The organism is Planctomonas sp. JC2975 (genome assembly GCF_012985205.1).
GTDB lineage: Bacteria > Actinomycetota > Actinomycetes > Actinomycetales > Microbacteriaceae > Humibacter.
Window position 1 is genome coordinate 155,405 of the sequence record NZ_JABEKS010000004.1, and the last position, 19,847, is coordinate 175,251.

Below are 19,847 nucleotides of genomic sequence, written 5' to 3' on the forward strand. Positions count from 1 at the left end.
ATCAATAGTGAACGATCACTAATGTCCTCAACATCCGCTCATGACCGGGCGGTTCCGTGAACTCGCATCGAGTTCGAGCAGCGACCCCACCATGAGTCCCGTGGGGCGCGCACCTCGTGAAGGCGTCGCTCCGACGCCTGAATCGTCGACCCCGCGCGCCCTCGGCCTCCGCCCGCTGCCCACGACCTGCAGAAGCGAAAGGAACACCGATGTCCCTCTTCTCGACAGCACGACGAACTCGAGGTCTCGCCGTCGTCGCGCTGACCGCTGCGGTGGTCGCGACGGTGACGGGGCTAGCAGCGATCCCGCCCGCGGCCGCCTCGACGACCACCGGCTTCACCGGTTACACCGACAAGGCGCAGCTCCAGGCGACGGGTCGTGGTGTGGTTCAAAGCGGTGTTCTTCCCGTGTCGGACGCCACCGTGCCGTCCGGCAGCGGAACGACGTACTACGTCGATTCGCAGAACGGCGACGATTCGCAGAGCGGCACGACTGAAGCGACAGCATGGAAGTCGTTCGCGCACGTGAACGCGACGGTCTTCCAGCCGGGCGACCGCATCCTCCTCAAGGCGGGGAGCACATGGGCGGCATCGGGCGACCAGGTCGCGAAGGAGGCGTTCGACTACACCACCTGGAGCAACGGCGTGCCGACGGATGTGACGGAGCCGGCGCCGACCGCGCTGGTCGCCCCGCAGGGTTCGGGCACCGCCGCCGCTCCGATCGTGATCTCCAGTTACGGCACGGGCAATGCCCCGAAGCTCGCCGGTCGCGGCGTCGTCAACGACGTTCTGCAGCTCACGAACCAGCAGCACTGGGACATCTCCAACCTCGACATCAGCAACGTGACAGACGGATTCGACCCCTCCGTCTGGCAGCCCGGCGCGAACCAGGGGCTGCTGCCAGGCGAGGAGAACCCGAAGACCGGTGACCTGCGCGGCATCCACGTGCAGGGCGAGAACGCGGGCACGCTCAGCGGATTCGACATACACGACGTCTTCGTCCACGACGTCAGCGGCGTCACCTGGTCGATCGGCAGTGCCGGCCTCGACAGATCGAAGCGCACCGGCGGAATCCTGTTCGAAGGGCTCAAGGGCGACGGCCGCACCGTCTCGCGATTCGATGACGTGGTGATCAGCGACGACTACGTCGCCAACACGTCGTTCGCGAACGTCATCTTCAAGCAGTTCTCCGGCATGGGCACGGACAGGTACCAGGACCGCGCTCCCGGATGGGGCGACAGGGCCGTCGCGAAGGCCAGCAACACCGGTGTGATCACCGAGGACCCGAACTGGCGCCCGAACACCGACATCCGCATCTCCGACAACTACCTCACCAACCGCGACACCCAGTACGGATGGGACTCGCTCTACCTGACGAGCGTTCAGGGAGCGACGGTCGAGGGCAACCTCATCGACGGCGCAGGCGTCTCCGGTATCGAGATGTACTACTCGGACAACATCGTCGTGCAGAACAACGAGGTCGCGGCCATTCTCAACAGGGCGAACGCCGCCGACTCCAACGCGCTCGACGGCGACCGCGGAACGTCCAACATCCTGATGCAGGACAACTACCTCCACGACTCCGGTGAGGGCGTGCTGCTCTGCGGGTTCGGCTTCGGCACGTCGATCGTGCGCTACAACGTGATCCAGGATGTCGCGCGCAACTACGTGAACCCGCACGGCGACTCCGGCGTGAACGTCATCTACGGCAACCTCATGTACAACACACGCGCGCCGTCGTCGAACAACTCCGTCGGATTCTTCAACTCGTCGGGTACGAACGGCAGCGTCCTGACGGACAAGAACCGGCACTACCTGTACGACAACGTCTTCGTCAACACGCTCGCATCGGTGAGCGGTGCCGCACTGCAGGCATCCTTCCCTGGCGTCTCGTTCGGCAACAACGCCTACTACGGTCCCGACGTCAGCGCGCCGGCTCAGGATGCGCATCCCACCACGAGCGATCCGGGCATCGGCGATCCTTCGACCGCCATTGCGAACATCGCACCCGGTTCGGCGTCGTCGCCGCTCATCGCGGCCGGCACTCCCGTCGATCTGAGCCAGGTCGCCCCCGGCATGGCCGTGACAGGTGCCTCGGGCACGAGCGCACTCCCGGTCGGATCCGACTTCTTCGGCAACGCGCTGACCTCTCCGCCGACCATCGGACCGTCGTCCTACACTCCGGCCAGCGGCAAGGCCGTCGTGGTCGGTATCGTCCGCGACCAGGACGGCGTGGCCGTGCCGGGCGCGCAGGTCCGCTACGGAAGCGCGTCGCTGACCAGCGGTGCGGACGGACGCTACGCCATCGAGGTTCCGGCAGGCGACTACTCGCTCGCGGCGACCGCGGCGGGATACGCCGATGGCTCACCCGTCGCGATCACTGTCAGCGCCGGGCAGACGCTCGCTGAGGATCTCGCACTCGGCCAGACCACGTCGACGGTGGGAACGGTCACCGGAACCGTCACTTCCGGAGGCAAGCCGATCGCCGGCGCCGAGATCACCCTCGCGCAGGGCACGACGACTGTCGCAACGGCGACGAGCGACGCGAACGGCGTGTACACGATGTCGGACGTTCCGATGGGCACCGGCTACACGCTGGAGGCGGCGAAGTCCGGATACCAGACGGCGTCGCAATCCGACGTCGAGGTGAAGCCGGCGCGGACCGTGACGGTCGATCTCACGGTCTCAGCCGAGGTCGGTGCCACGCACTACGCGATCGACGAGACGTTCGACAACGATCCGACGGGTGCCTTCACCCAGACATCCGACGGCGCACTGGTGGCGAACACGGCGCCGGCCGTCGGATCCATCAGCGTCGTGGACAACCCCGACCAGCCGGGCGACAAGTACCTCAGCATCGCCAAGACCAGCTCCAGCTCCGGCGTGCTCGCCGTGCACAACACGTCGGCACTCGGCCTCACCGGCACCGTGACGATCGAGGCGCGGATAGAGCGCACGAGCACCAACACGTCGGCGAACCAGGTGGCGATGTACTCCTACGGCGCATCGGACTGGAACGCCGCGAACCCGGCATCGTCTGCGAACCCCGCTGCGACGTTCGGCTTCGCCAAGGGCCAGATCATGACCCACAACGTCACGGGCTCCAGCAGCGTGAAGAACGTCGTCGGGTACAACGTCGGGCAGTGGTACACCGTGCGCAACGTGGTCGACCTGGACACCGGGACCTTCGACTTCTACGTCGACGACATGAGCACGCCCGTGCTCACGGACCAGCCGCTGCGCACCAAGGTCGGCTCGCTCGACTACTTCGACTTCTTCGTCAACGGGTCGAACGTCGGCGACATGCTCGTCGATTACTTCCGAGTCAACACTGGCGCTCCCGTCGACTACGACGACACGGCGCTCGGCGCGGTCTCGGCTCACGCCGAGAGCGGCGACGTCGCGCTGACCCCGACCCAGGGCGGAACGACCTACACCGGCACGACCGATCCGTACGACACCTCGGCGACGGTCTCGGTGACGCCGGACAGCCCGTTCGCGAAGCTGACGATCGGCGGAACGCCGGCATCCGCCGGTACTCCGGTCGAGGTCGCACTCGATGACGGATCGGACGGCGACGAGTCGGTGACGACGAACGTTCCGGTCGTCATCACGGCCGAGAACGGCGCGCAGAAGACCTATACCGTCGCTCTTTCCAGGACGAATCCGAATCAGCTGGCGCGCCTGCGCGACCTCTCGATCGACGGGCTCACGCTCGATCCCGCTTTCTCGAGCGAACGTCAGGGAGCCGGCGATCCGTACACCGTCACCCAGGCCCTCGGCTCTGCGGTCTCGTCCGTGCACCTCACGTGGCGACTCGGCTGGGCGGGGCAGCAGGTACAGGTGAACGGCACGTCGCTTCCCTCGGGGACGACGGATGCGACGGTCCCTGTGCAGCCGGGCGCGAACACGATCGAGGTGGCCGTGGACTCGTATCCGGGCGACTCCGGCACGTACGTGATCGAGCTCGCCCGCGAGACAGCAGACTTCAGCGCGCTGAACGCCGCCATCGCCGACGCGGACGCCCTGGATCCGAACCGCTACAGCGCCGACAGCTGGACGGTGCTCATGGTGGCCAGGAACGCCGGAGCCGAGGTCGCGAAGAATCTCGGTGCGTCGCAGGGGCAGGTGGATGCGGCATCCTCAGCCATCGCCTCGGCGAAGTCGGCGCTCGTGCCTGCGGTGCTGACGCTGTCTGCGACTCCGGCCGAAGAGGCGTTCGCGACCGGAACGCCCGAGCCGGGCAGCGCTGTGCTGCACGCCACGCGGGCCGACGGCTCGACCGTCGTACTCAGCGACGGCGACGTGACGGTCTCCGGATGGGATTCGTCGGCTGCCGGATCCGTCACCGTCACCTTCGCCGTGCGTCCCGGCCTCGCACCGACCGGATCCGCTCCCGTCACCGCGACCGCCACCTTCGTGTTCGCCCGCGCATGGTCGCCGACGGCTGCGTACACCACGGGCACGACCGTTGTGTACCAGAACACCCTGTGGTCGGCGTCCTGGTGGAGCCAGGGCCAGGCTCCCGGCGACCCGACCGGACCGTGGCAGCAGCTGCGCACCGCGTCCGACGGCACCGCCGTCTGGACCCCGACCCGCATCTTCGACACGGGCGACGTCGTGATCTACCAGGGGCAGCGGTACAAGGCCGACTACTGGACGCGCAACCAGACGCCCGGGGACGCGAATGGACCGTGGGAGCAGCTCGCCGCCACGAGTGACGGGACGACGCTGTGGACCGCATCCCGGATCTTCCACGCCGGCGACATCGTGAGCTACGACGGTGTGCTCTACTCGGCGAAGTGGTGGACGAGGAACGAGGTACCGACCGCGGCGGACGGGCCGTGGCAGCTCGTCGGATGACCACGTGTGCAGCGCTGAGCTGGTCCGGCCGCGCAGCGAGCTGTGGTTCAGGATTCGTCCAGGGTTGATCGCGCAGACCAAGACACCACCGGATCCATCGACTTCGGTCCGAGCGGCGACGAAATGCCGCTCGGACCGGCTCGATCCGCTGAGTCGTCCACCGAGTCGTGGACGAGTCAGCCGGTAGCCTCTGGCCGATCACCCGCACGACATTCATGGCCCGCGCATAACGTTCCCGACACGGAGAACATGCGCCGGCAGCGGGTCCGTCTACACTGGTCATCCAGAAAGCGATTTCTGAAAGTGTCGTAGAGCGCTTGACGCCGCCCGAACGGGGTCTGGATAATGAGCGAAACGATGCTGGAAAGCGTTTCCCCGCGTGACCACAGCATGGCAAGGAGGCCACATGTCACAGCAGCAGATTTCCCGACGCCAGTTCGGTGCCCTCGCATTGACTGGAATCGGTACCACTCTTCTTCTCGCCGGATGCGGTACATCCGCGACTCCGGCAGGAGCCGGAGCGTCCTCGACGGCCAAGGCCGGCGATGCGTTCAAGAAGGCAACGCTCAACTTCGAGTGGTGGTCCAACCCCGTCCGCACCGAATACACCAACAAGCTCCTGACCAACTACACGACCGCTCACTCGCAGATCACCATCAACCCGGCTCCGGGCGAATGGGCGACGTACTGGACCAAGCTGTCGACGCAGGTCGCCGGCCAGACCGAGCCCGATGTCATCCAGATGGACCAGGCGTACATCGCCGAGTACGGCGGACGTGGCGCCCTGCTCGACATGTCGACGGTCTCGAGCATCGACACGGCACCCCTGAAGGCATCGCTGCCGGCGGGAACGCTGGACGGCAAGCTGTACGGCATCCCGACGGGCAACAATGCCTACGGAGTCGCGGCGAACAAGACGCTGTTCGAGAAGGCCGGTGTCAAGGTCCCCGACGACAAGACCTGGACCTGGGATGACTTCGTCGACATCTGCGACAAGCTGAAGAAGGGATCCGGCGGCGCCTTCACGGGAACGAACTGGAACAGCGGCGACCAGGATCTGCAGATCTGGCTGCACCAGCACGGCCAGCAGCTCTACACGGACAAGGGCAAGCTCGGGTTCACGGCAGCCAACGTGACCAGCTGGTTCACGATGATCAAGAAGCTGTTCGACAACGGTGACGGCCCCACCCCCGACCAGTTCACGAACGATGTCGCGGCATCGCTGAACCAGACGTTGTTCGGCACCAGCAAGGCGGCGCTGGGCTGGATGTGGAGCAACCAGATCACGGCGTACCAGCAGTCCAACGGCGGCGACGTGGTGCTCCTGCGTCCGCCGAGCATCGCAGGCTCCGCGTCGAAGAACGGACTGTACTTCAAGCCGTCGATGTTCTGGTCGATCGGATCGCAGACGAAGTACCCGGCACAGGCCGGCGGCGTGATCAACTACTTCCTGAACAGCACGGAGGCCGGCAAGCTGCAGCTCGCAGAGCGCGGCATCCCAGCCAACGCGAAGGTGCTCGCCGTCGTCAAGCCGCTGCTGTCGACGACCGACCAGCTCGCGGTCAGCTACCTCGAGAACATCAAGTCCGAGATCAAGTGGGTGCCGCCGGTGCCGCCGAAGGGCACCAGCACCGCAGCTTCCGTCGCTCAGCGACACACGCAGGACGTCATCTTCGGACGGGCAACACCCGCCGACGCTGCAACCGCGTTCCGGTCGGAGCTGCAGAGCCTGATCGACGCCGCCTCGTGACGTCGGAGGACGGATCCGTGGACTCAGGCGGCCGCACGTCGCCGCACCGCATCCTCGGGTCCGTCCCCTCGTCGTCCGCCATCCCCGGCTACGAGGACTGGCCGACTCACGCATCCGCCGCGGCGCCCTTCGCCGCGGCGGATCCGCGTTCCCAAGAACTTGCGGATGTGTTCGGGCTGCGCGAGCGGCCGGTCGTTCCGCAGGTCGACCGGGGCGCATCCGTCGAGGTGTCCGGCCTGCTGATCACGCCGCTGCGCTGGCGGATGCCGTACGGACCGCCGACCCAGGCCTGGGAGCTGCGACCGAAAGGCGCTCGGGGGCCGCTGCCCGGCATCCTCGCGCTGCATCCGCACGGTGGGCGACGCTCGATCGGTGCTGCACAACTCGTCGATCTCGTCGGCGACCGGCCGGAGGCGCTTGCCAACCGACTGGCGCGCTCTGATGCCGTCGTGCTCGCGCACGACACGTTCTCGTGGGCGAGCAGGAGTTTCGATCTCACACGGCTGCCGCCGAAGCTCGCGCACACGCGTGACGCCCTCCTCGCGCTCTGGGCGGCCGATGGCCACGCGCCGAGCCCCGAGGAGGAGTTCGACGCGGTCTCCAGCGCCCACGAGGAGCTGATCGCGAAGGCGGCAGGCGCACTCGGACAGACCTTCGCCGGCATGGTCCTCGCGGACGATCTCGTCGCGCTCGACGTGCTCGCCGGCCTCGACGGAGTGGATGCCGCTCGACTGGCGACCGTCGGCTTCTCCGGCGGCGGCGGACGCGCCCAGCTCGCCGGCGCTCTCGATCCCCGGGTCGGCGCGACGGTGATCGGCGGCATGATGGCGACGTTCGAGTCGCTGATGCCCGACTACATCGAGGCCCACTCCTGGCTGCTGCACAGCCCCGGCCTGCCGCGGGTCTCCGACTGGCCGGACATCGCCCGGATCGGACGCCCGCGCGAGCTCTTCGTGCTCTACGGCGAGCGCGACCCCCTCTTCCCACCTGCAGGCATGCGCGCGGCTCACGAACTCCTGCTGAACCTGCCCGGCTACCGCGGACGCTTCTTCGACGCCGGCCACGAGCTGACCCGGGAGATGGTGGATGCCATCGTGGACTTCCTGCGGTCGTGGCGCGAAGATGCGGCGCCGATCGGCTCCGCATCCGTCCAGCCGGCAACGCGCAAGGCGCCGCCCATCGCCGCGGCCTCGACAGACCATGCGGCGATCGACCGCGACCGTCGATAGCCCCGACGTCCACACCGCAGCCCGCCGTCACCCCGGAGGAACCATCGCATGACCGCTCAGCCGACCGCGCCGACGGACGGGCCTTCCGCCGACTCGGTGATCGAGTCCTTCCGCACTCCGCCTTCCGACAGCCGTCCGATGATGCGCTGGTGGTGGTTCGGTCCGGATGTCGAGCGCGGCGAACTGGCGCGCGAGCTGCGCGCCATGAGGGATGCGGGCATCGGCGGGGTCGAGGTGGCGTTCGTGTATCCGCTGTCGCGGGTGGAGCATCCGTTCCTCTCCCCTGAATCGCTGGATGACGTGGCGTTCGCCGCGCGCACGGCACGCGAGCTCGGGCTGCGTTTCGACCTCACCCTCGGCAGCGGCTGGTCGTACGGCGGCCCGCACATCGCCTCCGACACGGCGGCCCGCACGCTGCGCTGGGACGTGCGCGACATCGGCATGGACGCGCTCGACCTGGGGACGGAGTCCGCGCATCCCGACGACGTCGTGGTCGCCGTGTTCGTCGCCGAAGGCACGGTGCACGACCGTCCGGGCGCGTTCGCGCAGGTGCCGGTGCGCGAAGGGCGCGTGCACGTCGGATCCGGACGCGGACCGCGCCAGCTCGCGATCGCGTGGTCCTCGCCGACCGGACAGCAGGTGAAGCGTGCGGCATCCGGTGCCGAAGGGCCCGTGCTCGACCACTACAGCGCGGCAGCGACGGCCGCGCACCTGGCCGCCGTCGCGGATCCGCTGCTGGATGCCGTGCCTGCGGAGCTCGTCGGATCGGTGTTCTGCGACAGTCTCGAGGTCTACGACGCCAACTGGACGCCGCGCCTGCCGGCGGAGTTCCTCGCCCGTCGCGGCCACGACCCGATCCCGGACCTGTGGCGGCTGCGTTTCGACGCTCCTGGTTCGGCGGAGTTCCGCGCCGAGTACTACACGACCCTCGGCGAACTGTACGAGGAGAACTTCCTCGACGTTGTGCGCGGATGGGCCGGCCGCCGAGGCGTTCGGTTCCGTGTGCAGAGCTACGGAGCGCCGCCGGCCCGGCTAGGGAGTTACGGTCATGCCGACCTGGTCGAAGGCGAGGGCTGGGGATGGCGCGGCATTCCGCAGACCAGGTGGGCGTCATCCGCAGCCCATCACCTCGGTCGGTCCGTGGTCTCGGCCGAGACGTGGACGTGGGTGCACTCCCCGTCGTTCCGCGCGACACCGCTCGACCTCAAGGGCGAGGCGCACGAGCACTTCCTGCTCGGGATCAACCAGCTGATCGGACACGGCTGGCCGTACAGTGCACCGGACGCCGCCGGGCTGGGCTGGTTCTTCTACGCCTCCGGCGCACTGGACGACCGCAACGCATGGTGGCCCGCCATGCCGGCGCTCACGGAGTACCTCGCCCGGCTGAGTGCCCTGCTCCGCCAGGGCTCTCCCGTGCGCGACGTGCTGCTCTACCTGCCGTCATCCGACGTGTATCCACGACTGGGGCCGGAGAAGGGCGGCAACCTCGATCTGTGGCGAACGCTCCGCGCGCACATCGGCGATGAGATCCCCGCGGCCATCCGCGACGCCGGATTCGACTTCGACCTCGTCGACGACGACGCGCTCGATATCCTCTCGAACTCCGCATCGATCGGCGCCGCGTCGGCGAGGACGGCATCGATCGGCGAGAACACCGCCATCGTGCTGCCGTTCGCCACGGATCTGCCCGAGCGCACGCGTCGCGCGCTCCGTGCCGCCGAGGCTGCCGGCGCCCTCGTCGTCTCCGTCGTCCCGGCAGGCTCGGAACTCGCGGGCGACGATCCGGAACGCTCTCGGCCTGAGGCCGCTGCGGAAACCGTTGTTGCCCCTGACGAACTCGCCACCGTGCTCCGCCTCGGTCGCTCGCCCGACCTCGTTCTCGATCCCCCGGCGCCTCAGGTCGGATTCGTGCACAGGGCGATCGGGGACGGGCACGCGTACCTGCTGGCGAACACGGGACCTGAACCCGTGTCGTTCGTCGCCCATCCGCGCGAGTTGAGGAACGGATGGCAGCTGTGGCGTCCTGAGAACGGGCGCGTGACCGGCAGCGGCGAGGCGGGCACGCCGCCACGCGTGCGTCTCGAGGCGTACCAGGCGGTGGTGATCGCGACCGATGGCATCCGCGGTCAGGACTGGCTCGCGGGCCACGAAAACTCCGGCACGGATGCCGGCGAGTCCGTGCGCCGGACGCCGCACGACACAGCGGCGCCCTCTTCCGAGTCGTCGCCGCTGTCGACCGGATGGCGCGTCCGTTACGACGACCGCGTCGACGTGGATCCGGTCGAGCTCCCGCACGACTGGCGGGCGGATCGCCCAGGATTCTCAGGCTCCGCGACGTACGACATCGCGTTCGACGCCGAGACGCTCTGGCCGGGCGGCGTGCCGCACCGGGTGGAACTCGACCTCGGCGACGCCGTGCCCGAAGCGCCGGGCGACGGACGTGCGCTGCCTGGTGCGTCCTACCATGCGGGCGTCAAGCCACCGGTCTGCGACGTGGCGACGGTGGAGCTCAACGGACGGGCATGCGGCACGCTGTTCGCGCCGCCTTACGCGGTGGACGTGACGGATGCCCTCCAGCCAGGGCTCAACGTCCTCCGCGTGACCGTGTCGAACAGCACCGCAGCGGCGCTGACGGATCCCGAGGTGCGCGCAAGCGTCGACGAACTCGTCGCGCGATCACGCGAGCTCTACGGCATGCGGTTCGTGATGCAGGATCTGGACGCCGCGGGTGAGGGCCTGCGGTCGGGGCTGGTGTCGGTGCCGCGGTTGCGCTGGAGCGCCGGGGACTGACATCCGTTCTCCCGGGCTCAGGCTCGCGCCCTGTGTGCCAGCCCCTTCACGTATTCCGCCTGCCCGAGGTGCTTGACGTCATCGTCGATGATGCTGATGAGCCGCGCGCCGAGCGTCACCGGCGGGTTCCAGCGGGTGTCGACGATGCGGTCCAGGTCGGCGTCGCTCGTCGCATCGATCTGTGCGATGGTGACCCGCTGCGTCGCGTCGTAATAGCCGGCGAGCAACTCCGCCGAGACGTCGACGGCCGCGACTTCGTCCGCGGACTGTCCGTAGCCCGTCGCTCCGGGCGAGAACGGCAGACCGAAGCGGTCGACCCAGCCCTCGGCCGTCCAGACCTGTTCACGTGAGTAGACGTCGGCGATCTGGGCGTCCTGGCCTCGCGTGAGATGCCAGACCAGCCATGCGATGCTGTTGGCGTCGTCGTCCGGCCGGAACGTCAGCGTCGCACGATCCACGCCATCGAGCAGGCGGTGCACTCCCTCTCCGATGCGTCCGGCGGCGTCCGACAGAAGGTCTCTGGTGTCCATGTGGTGTCCGTGCTCGCTTCCCGCTCGTGATCTGTTCGCTTCCCGCGCCCACGTTACGCGGGCGGGTCGGCGCGCGGGACGGGCGATCTCGCCCCTCCGCACCAGTACACGTCCGCGTCGGTCGTGCGCGCCTCACCCGGAGGCGGCCATCCGCGCTCCGCCGGGCTCAGACGATGGCGTACGCGCGCACCGGGAACGTTGCGAATCCCTCGACCGCCGGCGGCGCCGCGGTGAACCGCGCCCCGTGCGGAGGCAGTGCACCGAGGTTCGTCAGGTGCTCAACGACGTGGATGCCCGCGGCCAGCAGCCCGGAGTGCGCGGGACGCTCTCCACCCGATTCCGTGTCGTCGATGTTGAGGGAATCGATGCCCACGAGCGTCGCACCCTGCTCGACGAGGTACGTGACGGCATCCGTCGTCAGGAAGGGTGCGCCCTTCGCGTACTCGGGTGAGCCGAAGTGGCGATCCCATCCGGTGTCCACGAGCACGGCGGCACCGCGTACGTCGCGGTCGAAGAACACGGAGGCAGGCACGCCGCGCTCTCGGGCGTCCTCGACATGCACCACCTCGGCGCGCAGGTCGACGAGGCTCGCGAGGTCGAGCGACGCGAGGTCTCCCCCGTCGGCATAACGGTGGAAGGGACTGTCGAGATACGTGCCGGTGTTGCCGATCATGGTGATGATGTCCATCGCGAACTCGGTGCCCGGCGCGTAGATGCTGCGCGAGTCCTCTCGAGTGAGGTGCGGCGCGATCGTGGGGGTCGGCAGTCCCGGGTAGGTGACGAGTCCCTCGCGGATGCGATGGCTGAGGTCGACCACGCGACGTGCGCCGTCGACCGGCCGCACGGCATCCGCCGTTTCGGTCACGGACATTCCGCGGCTGCCCCGATGCGGCTCCTCGACGATGACGAGATCGCGCAGCTCGACGCGGCCGACGAGAGCAAGGCCGAGGTGCTGCACGAAGAGGCGAGCGACGGCATCCGCGTCAAGGCGCGCTGCGCGCGAATCGTCTCCCGGCAGGTCGAGGCGGAAGCCCTCGACGGTCAGCGAACCGCCGTTGACGAACTCGACGGTGGCATCGAAGTGAGCGCGGTATTCGGTCATAGCTGATTCTCTCAGCGGCGGACGCCCCTGATCGCCACTCCGTAGTGGGCGCTGCCACGCAGCGCCCTTCGGCCCGCGCCGCCGGGTCTCAGCTCACGCGGTCGAGCGCCTGCTCGACGTCGGCGACGAGGTCGTTCACGTCCTCGATGCCCACCGACAGTCGCACGATGTTCGCCGGCACCTCCAGCGCCGTGCCTCGCACGGAGGCGTGCGTCATCTCGCTGGGGTATCCGATGAGGGACTCGACGCCGCCGAGGGACTCGGCCAGCTGGAAGACGCGGGTGGACTCGGCGAAGGTGCGCGCGGCATCCGCTCCTGCTCGCAACGCGACGGACAGCATGCCGCCGAAGCGCGACATCTGGCGTGCAGCCAGTTCGTGGCCGGGGTGCGACGGCAGGCCGGGGTAGTAGACGTTCTCGACCGCCGGATGCTCCGCAAGACGCTCCGCGATCGCCTGCGCGTTCTCCGAGTGGCGCTGCACGCGCACGTCCAGTGTCTTGATGCCGCGCACCGTGAGCCACGCCTCCATCGGAGCCAGGATGGCACCGGCCGCGAACTGCTGGAACGCGAGCTTCTCCGCCAGGTCGTGCAACTCGGGAGTGGCTTCGCCGAGCACGACGGCGCCGCCGATCACGTCCGAGTGCCCGCCGAGGTACTTCGTCGTGGAGTGCACCACCACGTCGGCGCCGAGCGACAGCGGCTGCTGCAGCGCAGGCGACGCGAACGTGTTGTCCACGACCACCACCGCCCCGACGGCGTGACCGAGCTCGGCCAGTGCCGCGATGTCGCTGATCTTCATCAGCGGGTTGCTCGGCGTCTCGATCCACAGCATCTTCGTGCCGTCGATGCCGAGAGCCTCGCGCACGCCCTCCAGATCGGTCAGGTCGACCGCGGTGTGGCGGATGCCCCACTCGCCGTGGATCCGGTTGATGAGCCGGTGCGTGCCACCGTAGACGTCGTTGCCGAGCACGATGTGGTCGCCGGGGCGCAGCGCAGAGCGCAGCAGCGCGTCCTCTGCCGCGAGTCCGGATGCGAAGGCAAGTCCGCGGTCGCCTCCCTCGAGGGCGGCAAGAACCGTCTCGAGCGACGTGCGGGTCGGGTTGCCGCTTCGGCCGTACTCGTAGCCGCCGCGGAGCCCTCCGATGCCGTCCTGCACGAACGTGGAGGTCTGGTAGATGGGCGGAACGACCGCGCCGGTCGTCGGGTCGAACTCCTGTCCGGCGTGGATGGCGCGGGTGGCGAATCCGGTCGGGACGTCGTTCGCGGTGTCGTGGGTGTCAGTCATGGGAGATCTCGTTTTCGAAAGTCGTTGGGTTGAGCGTCAGGGGGCCGCGAGTCAGTGGCTGAGGAAGGCGAGCAGGTCGGCGCGGGTGATCACCGAGAGCGGCTTGCCGCCGTCCGTCACCAGGAGGGCATCCGAGTCGCCGAGGGCGGAGCGAGCGGCGAAGACCGTCTCGTTGACGCCGATGAGCGGCAACGGTGCGGCCACGACGGATCCGACGCTGTCCGCCATCTTCGCCGACCCCGCGAACACCTGGTCGAGCAGGGTTCGCTCGTCGAGGGATCCGACGACCTCGCCGATCACGACGGGCGGCTCAGCGCTGAGGATCGGCAGCTGACTCACGCCGTACTCGTTCATGATCGCGATGGCGTCGTGCACGGTGTCTGACGGATGCGCGTGCACGAGATCCGGAAGATCCCCCGACTTCGTGGCGATCACCTCGCGCACCGTCGCCTCGCCCGAAACGTCACTGAAGCCGTATGAGCGCATCCAGGCGTCGTTGAAGATCTTGCCGAGGTAGCCGCGGCCGCCGTCGGGAAGCAGCACGACGACGACGTCATCCGGTCCGAGCTCTGCGGCAGCCCGGAGCGCTGCAACGACGGCCATGCCACTGGAGCCGCCGACGAGCAGACCCTCCTCGCGGGCCAGCCTGCGTGTCATGGCGAAGGAGTCGGCATCCGACACGGCGATGATCTCGTCGGGCACGCCCGGGTCGTAGGCGGCGGGCCAGAAGTCCTCGCCGACGCCCTCCACGAGGTACGGGCGGCCGGTGCCTCCTGAGTAGACCGATCCCTCTGGGTCGGCGCCCACGATCCGCACCCGTCCCTCCGACACCTCCTTGAGGAAGCGTCCCGTTCCGGTGATCGTTCCGCCCGTGCCGACGCCGGCGACGAAGTGCGTGACCTTGCCGTCGGTGTCCCGCCAGATCTCAGGTCCGGTGGTCTCGTAGTGGCTCAGCGGACCATTCGGATTCGCATACTGGTTCGGCTTGTACGCACCGGGGATCTCGCGCACCAGGCGATCCGAGACGCTGTAGTACGAGTCGGGGTCGTCCGGCGCCACGGCGGTCGGCGTGACGTGGATCTCGGCGCCGTACGCGGTCAGCACGTTGCGCTTGTCCTCGCCCACCTTGTCGGGCAGCACGAAGACGCAGCGGTATCCGCGCTGCTGCGCGACCAGTGCGAGGCCGACGCCAGTGTTGCCGCTCGTGGGCTCCACGATCGTGCCGCCGGGCTTCAGCAGGCCGTCGCGCTCAGCGGCGTCGATGATCCGCTCCGCGATGCGGTCCTTGCTGGATCCGCCCGGATTCAGGTATTCCACCTTGACGAGCACCGTTGCGGCGATGCCGTCGGTGACGTGGTTCAGGCGTACGAGGGGCGTGTTGCCGATGAGGTCGGTGATGGATGCCGCGAACTTCATGGTCGTCCTGCTGTCTCCGTGGTGTCTTCGCTGGGGTCGGTCGTCGGTCGGATGCCGCGCGCACGTCCCTCAGGCCGGCGCGGCCTCAGCGACAACAACAGTTCAGGAACACGCGCTCCAGACTACGTCACGGGGAACCCATCTCCCGAAACCGCCGTGGATCGCTCAACCCGCGGGAGGATCGGGGTGGTCGTGCGGCGGCTGCGGTCACATGGCAAGCGACAGCCGGGACTGCGGTGGGCGCTCACCGCGACCATAGACTGATCCGCATGTCCGTGTCCTCCCTCACGAACGCCGCTCAGGACTACCTCAAGGTGATCTGGACGGCGAACGAATGGGAGTCGACGCCCGTGACCGTGACGGCGCTCGCCGCGCGGTTCGGGGTGAGGGCCGCGACCGTGTCCGACGGCATCCGCCGTCTGACGGAGCAGGGTCTCGTCGTTCACCAGCCGTACGGCGCCGTCGGGCTCACCGAGGCCGGACGCGCTCATGCCTTGGCCATGGTGCGGCGCCACCGGCTGATCGAGACGTTCCTCGTCGAGACGCTCGGGTACCCGTGGGACGAGGTGCACGACGAGGCCGAGGTGCTGGAGCACGCCGTCTCCGACACGCTCATCGACCGGATCGACGCGGCGCTGGGGCATCCGGTGCGGGATCCGCACGGGGATCCGATCCCGACCGCCGACGGCGACCCGCGGACACCGCACGCCGTCCCGCTCACCGATGCGGCGGCCGGCGAGCGCCTCACCGTCGTGCGCATCTCGGACGCGGATCCGGCCGTGCTGCGGTATCTGGCCGAGCTCGGTGTCCGGCTGGATGCCGGCATCTCCTTGCTCGAGGCACGACCGTTCGCGGGCGACTTGGTCGTCTCCATCGACGGCGGAGACCCGATCACCGCGGGCTCGGTGGCCGCGAACGCGATCTGGGTGTCGCCAGCAGCCTGATGCCGCTGCCGGCGTGAGCCTCACGACCGCTGCTCGAGCCTGGTTTCGACGAGCGCGAGCAGCGGCGTCGGCGTCGTCAGGCTCGACCTGCTGTCGGTGACGTGTCCAGTCCGGGACTCGCAATGGAGACGAGCTCGTCCTCGGCGTCCTTCGCCTCGCGCGGCACCAGCGGCACCGCGGCCACCGGCGCCAGGGCGACGAGTGCGAACGCGAGCGGATATCCGACCAGCGTGATGAGCCCGCCGACGGCCGGCCCCACGATCGACGCCGCCAGGAACTGTCCGGTGTTCTGCGCACCGAGCGCCCTGCCGGACCAGAACGGTCCGGCGATCTCGGCGACCGCCGTGTACGCCAGCCCGTTGTCCGCGACGGTGATGGTTGCGGCGACGATCAGTGCTGCCGCTGCCGTCCACGCCGGTGCCAGCTCACTCAGGCCCAGCACGACCATCACGGCTGCCGCTGCCCACGCCACCTGACGGAGCGGCCTCAGCCTGCTTCCGACGCGATCCGACCAGACGCCGACGGCGACGCGTCCCAGCGCGCCAACGAACTGCGAGACACCGACGACGATGCCTGCCGCCGTCGCCGACATCCCGCGGTCCGATGTCAGCCAGATCAGCCCGAAGATCGACACGGTGAACTGCGGAACGACCAGCAGCGCGGAGGCGGCATGGATGCGCACCAGCACCGCTGTCGACCGGTACGGGTTCGCGGGACGGTCGCCGGCATCCGCTCCCTTGCGCGCCGGACGCGGCGGATCGATGATCACCACGGCGCTCAGCACGGCCAAGACCGCGGTCAGCACCAACGGCAACGTCATCGCTGCCGCAACTCCACCGGATGCTGCCAGCGGCGGGATCGCGATCGCTGCGACCGCGACGCCCAGCGGCTGGCACATCTGCCTGATGCCCATCGCCAGCCCGCGACGTTCCTTGCGGAACCAGCCGACGACGACCCGTCCGCTCGCCGCATTCGTGCTGCCGGATGCCGCACCGCCGAGCAGCAGGAATCCGCCCAGCCCCAGATATCCCGACGCCGTCATCGCCCCTGCTGCGGCGAGCGCCGTCAGCGCCATGCCGCCTGCGATCACCCAGCGCTCCCCGACCCGGTCGGTCAGCGCCCCCCAGGCCACCAGTGTGAAGACCAGGCCCAACGTCGGCGCAGATGCCAGCAGGCCGGCCTGCGCCAGCGGGATGCCCCGCTCGGTGTGCAACAGCGGGATCAGGAACGCCGGAGCGGACTGGAACACAGTGCCTGCTGCCTGTGCCAGCACCGCCGTCGCGAGCATGAGCCACGGCCGGACCGACCCCGTTCGGGGCGTCGATGCGGGGTGTGCTGGTCGCCTCGTCGCCATGAGGGCTTCTCCTTGCCGTTCGGGGCCGGATCGGCCGTGGCTCATGTTCGTGTACGGGATACCATATTGGTATACCACCAAGCATTGCAACACGACTCGCTCGAGACCGCGTCCGTCGGGCAACGCCGCCGACGAGGACCGGCAGAGCGCACGAACACTTCGAGTGACGCATCGCGACCTGGTGGGAAGAGATGTCCGCCGCGCACCCGGCGACGCTCATACTTGTTCGGACGGATCCATCGCCGAACCCACGAAAGCAGATCGAATCCCCCATGCCCACTGCATCCCAGACCGAGCAGGTGTACGAGCAGGTGCGCCAGGCCATTCTGTCGCTGGACATCGTGCCGGGAGCGCGGCTCAGCGAACGCGGGCTCGAGGGCGAATTCGGGGCGTCCCGCACGCCGGTCAGGGCCGCCCTGATGCGTCTGCAGGCCGAGGGGCTGGTGGCCAGGGACGGACGCAACTGGCACGCGACGCCTATCGACCTGGACGAGGTGGCGGCGCTCGCCGAGTACCGCGAGGCCGTCGAGTCGGCGGCAGCACGGCTGGCGTGCGAACGTGCATCCGACGATGATCTCGCCGCCTTCGCCGCTGCCGTCACCGCGCGTGGCGAGGACCCCGACGACGAGCACACCGGGATGCGCCGCGGCTCCGACTTCCACGAGGGACTGGCTGCGCTGAGCGGGAATCCGTTCATCGAGCAGGCCGTCTCTGATGCGATCACCCGCATGGCGCGCGCCCGCTGGCTCGAGATGCGCACCGAGGAGGGCCGGGCATCCGCATGGGAAGAGCACGCCGCGATCGTGGACGCCATCCGCGCCAGAGACACGGATGCCGCCGCCGCCGCGATCGCCCGCCACAGCCATGCCAACCTCGAGCGTCTGCTGGCCTCGATCCGGTCCGATCGGCGCGCTTTCGGTGCCAGAGGTTTGCGCATCGTCGGCGAATGACACGCCAGTACACCCTGTAAGCGGTTAACGCAAACGCTTACATTTCGTGCCCGATCGTGCTTATCGTGCGTTACACGGATGTCCTTCGAGCCCGTCATGCGTGGGTGATGAAGCATCCGGGAATGCCGCGGCGTTCATGAGGAACTCCGCAGTCAATGCACAGCACACGAAGCACCACGCTCGAAGAGGAGTGGACATGAGAAGAGCGCGCATCACGCCCCTGCGTCTGTCGGGTCTCGCCGGCGTCGCGGTGCTCGGCCTGGTACTGGCCGGTTGCTCGGGTGGCGGAAGTTCCAATCCGCAAAGCGAGAATCTGGATGGCAAGGGTCCCATCACGTACGTGCAGGGCAAGGACAACAGCAACGTCGTCCGTCCGCTGCTCGACAAGTGGAACAAGGCGCATCCTGACGAGAAGGTCACCTTCAAGGAGCAATCCGACCAGGCCGACCAGCAGCACGACGACCTCGTGCAGAACTTCCAGGCGAAGAACGCCAACTACGACGTCGTCGACGTCGACGTCGTGTGGACGGCGGAGTTCGCCGCCAAGGGATGGCTTCAACCGCTGACCGGGTCGCTGAAGATGGACACGTCGAAGCTGTTCAAGCCGACCGTGGCGACCGCGACGTACAACGGCACGCAGTACGCTGCGCCGCAGACCAGTGACGGCGGCCTGCTGTACTACCGCACCGACCTGGTGAAGACGCCGCCCACGTCGTGGGACGACATGATGAACGACTGCACCATCGCGAAGCAGGCGGGAATCGGATGCTACGCCGGCCAGTTCGCGCAGTACGAGGGCCTCACGGTGAACACCGCAGAGGCCGTCAACACCGCAGGCGGCACGATCGTCGCCAAGGACGGCAAGACGCCGACCGTGAATTCGTCCGAGGCCAAGAAGGGCCTGCAGCGTCTGGTCGACGGCTTCAAGGACGGCAACATCCCGGCGGATGCCATCACCTATCAGGAGGAGCAGGGCCGGCAAGCGTTCGAGGCAGGCAAGCTGTTGTTCCTGCGCAACTGGCCGTATGTCTACAACCTGGCCAAGACCGACGGATCCAGCGTCGTGAAGGACAAGTTCGCTGTGGCACCGCTGCCGGGCAACGGCGACGGCACCCCTGGCGCGTCCAGCCTCGGTGGTCACAACGCGGCCATCAGCGTGTACTCGAAGCACAAGCAGACGGCGCACGACTTCATCGAGTTCCTGCAGACCGAAGAGACCCAGAAGTTCTTCATGACGCAGGGCTCGCTGGCGCCGGTGCTCGCCTCGCTGTACGACGACCCCGACCTGAACAAGCAGTTCGGGTATCTCAGCACGCTGAAGAAGTCGATCGAGAGCGCTGTCCCCCGTCCGGTGACGCCGTTCTACCCGGCCGTCACCAAGGCCATCCAGGACAACTCCTACGCGGCGTTGAAGGGTGACAAGACGGTCGACCAGGCGATGAGCGATATGGAAGCAGCGATCAAGGCGGCCAGCTCAGGCAGTTAGGCGAGCCGTACGGCACGGTGCCGTACTCGGGCATCGAGTACGGCAACGTCACTCAGGACCGGCGGCGCGGCATCCGCTCGCCGCCGGTCCGCTCCACCCAGACCCCGCCGACGATCGGCCGCATGGTCGACGGCTTCACGTGAGAAGAG

13 protein-coding genes are annotated in these 19,847 nt (G+C 68.3%); 8 read left to right on the top strand and 5 right to left on the bottom strand.

Annotation, left to right across the window (positions count from 1 at the left end):
- The first annotated feature begins 209 nt into the window (after positions 1-209).
- The 4 genes from HII28_RS18715 (at position 210) to HII28_RS18730 (ending at position 10,631) form a co-directional block, all read left to right on the top strand.
- Entirely contained in the window at positions 210-4,862 is a 4,653-nt protein-coding gene (locus tag HII28_RS18715; RefSeq protein WP_170027379.1) for a carboxypeptidase regulatory-like domain-containing protein, read from the top strand.
- A 406-nt stretch (positions 4,863-5,268) separates the two neighbouring features.
- Complete coding sequence (locus HII28_RS18720; RefSeq protein WP_170027380.1) at positions 5,269-6,612, top strand: extracellular solute-binding protein; 1,344 nt, start codon at positions 5,269-5,271, stop codon at positions 6,610-6,612.
- A gap of 17 nt (positions 6,613-6,629) precedes the next feature.
- Positions 6,630-7,841 (top strand): acetylesterase, encoded by a 1,212-nt coding sequence (locus HII28_RS18725; protein WP_170027381.1) that lies wholly within the window; start codon positions 6,630-6,632, stop codon positions 7,839-7,841.
- A gap of 48 nt (positions 7,842-7,889) precedes the next feature.
- The gene (locus tag HII28_RS18730) at positions 7,890-10,631 is read left to right on the top strand and encodes a glycosyl hydrolase (protein ID WP_170027382.1); all 2,742 of its coding nucleotides are present in this window, start codon (positions 7,890-7,892) and stop codon (positions 10,629-10,631) included.
- Between the two features lie 17 nt (positions 10,632-10,648).
- Here HII28_RS18730 and HII28_RS18735 read toward each other — a convergent pair whose 3' ends face one another.
- The 4 genes from HII28_RS18735 to HII28_RS18750 form a co-directional block, all read right to left on the bottom strand.
- Positions 10,649-11,161, bottom strand: a complete 513-nt coding sequence (locus HII28_RS18735) for a DinB family protein (protein ID WP_170027383.1) — start codon at positions 11,159-11,161, stop codon at positions 10,649-10,651.
- A gap of 166 nt (positions 11,162-11,327) precedes the next feature.
- Entirely contained in the window at positions 11,328-12,263 is a 936-nt protein-coding gene (locus tag HII28_RS18740; RefSeq protein WP_170027384.1) for a cyclase family protein, read from the bottom strand.
- An 88-nt stretch (positions 12,264-12,351) separates the two neighbouring features.
- Positions 12,352-13,548, bottom strand: a complete 1,197-nt coding sequence (locus HII28_RS18745) for a cystathionine gamma-synthase (protein WP_170027385.1) — start codon at positions 13,546-13,548, stop codon at positions 12,352-12,354.
- Positions 13,549-13,599: 51 nt separating this feature from the next.
- Complete coding sequence (locus tag HII28_RS18750; protein ID WP_170027386.1) at positions 13,600-14,964, bottom strand: cystathionine beta-synthase; 1,365 nt, start codon at positions 14,962-14,964, stop codon at positions 13,600-13,602.
- A 269-nt stretch (positions 14,965-15,233) separates the two neighbouring features.
- Between HII28_RS18750 and HII28_RS18755 the strand changes: the two genes are divergently transcribed.
- The gene (locus HII28_RS18755; protein ID WP_170027387.1) at positions 15,234-15,908 is read left to right on the top strand and encodes a metal-dependent transcriptional regulator; all 675 of its coding nucleotides are present in this window, start codon (positions 15,234-15,236) and stop codon (positions 15,906-15,908) included.
- Positions 15,909-15,984: 76 nt separating this feature from the next.
- On the opposite strand, the gene HII28_RS18760 is transcribed toward HII28_RS18755, so the two are convergent.
- On the bottom strand, positions 15,985-17,262 hold the full coding sequence (locus HII28_RS18760) for an MFS transporter (protein WP_205865085.1): 1,278 nt from the start codon (positions 17,260-17,262) through the stop codon (positions 15,985-15,987).
- Between the two features lie 272 nt (positions 17,263-17,534).
- Between HII28_RS18760 and HII28_RS18765 the strand changes: the two genes are divergently transcribed.
- The 3 genes from HII28_RS18765 (at position 17,535) to HII28_RS20550 (ending at position 19,841) form a co-directional block, all read left to right on the top strand.
- Positions 17,535-18,212: a GntR family transcriptional regulator gene (locus tag HII28_RS18765; RefSeq protein WP_170027388.1), complete on the top strand. Its 678-nt coding sequence runs from the start codon at positions 17,535-17,537 to the stop codon at positions 18,210-18,212.
- A gap of 196 nt (positions 18,213-18,408) precedes the next feature.
- The gene (locus HII28_RS18770; protein WP_170027389.1) at positions 18,409-19,698 is read left to right on the top strand and encodes an ABC transporter substrate-binding protein; all 1,290 of its coding nucleotides are present in this window, start codon (positions 18,409-18,411) and stop codon (positions 19,696-19,698) included.
- Positions 19,699-19,715: 17 nt separating this feature from the next.
- Entirely contained in the window at positions 19,716-19,841 is a 126-nt protein-coding gene (locus tag HII28_RS20550) for a hypothetical protein (protein ID WP_277348512.1), read from the top strand.
- Positions 19,842-19,847 lie beyond the last annotated feature (6 nt).

Coding starts and splice junctions, on each gene's coding strand:
- HII28_RS18755 (WP_170027387.1), top strand. CDS start 15,234: ATGTCCGTGTCCTCCCTCACGAACGCCGCTCAGGACTACCTCAAGGTG.
- HII28_RS18760 (WP_205865085.1), bottom strand. CDS start 17,262: ATGGCGACGAGGCGACCAGCACACCCCGCATCGACGCCCCGAACGGGG.
- HII28_RS18720 (WP_170027380.1), top strand. CDS start 5,269: ATGTCACAGCAGCAGATTTCCCGACGCCAGTTCGGTGCCCTCGCATTG.
- HII28_RS18715 (WP_170027379.1), top strand. CDS start 210: ATGTCCCTCTTCTCGACAGCACGACGAACTCGAGGTCTCGCCGTCGTC.
- HII28_RS18750 (WP_170027386.1), bottom strand. CDS start 14,964: ATGAAGTTCGCGGCATCCATCACCGACCTCATCGGCAACACGCCCCTC.
- HII28_RS18745 (WP_170027385.1), bottom strand. CDS start 13,548: ATGACTGACACCCACGACACCGCGAACGACGTCCCGACCGGATTCGCC.
- HII28_RS18735 (WP_170027383.1), bottom strand. CDS start 11,161: ATGGACACCAGAGACCTTCTGTCGGACGCCGCCGGACGCATCGGAGAG.
- HII28_RS18730 (WP_170027382.1), top strand. CDS start 7,890: ATGACCGCTCAGCCGACCGCGCCGACGGACGGGCCTTCCGCCGACTCG.
- HII28_RS18765 (WP_170027388.1), top strand. CDS start 17,535: ATGCCCACTGCATCCCAGACCGAGCAGGTGTACGAGCAGGTGCGCCAG.
- HII28_RS18740 (WP_170027384.1), bottom strand. CDS start 12,263: ATGACCGAATACCGCGCTCACTTCGATGCCACCGTCGAGTTCGTCAAC.
- HII28_RS18770 (WP_170027389.1), top strand. CDS start 18,409: ATGAGAAGAGCGCGCATCACGCCCCTGCGTCTGTCGGGTCTCGCCGGC.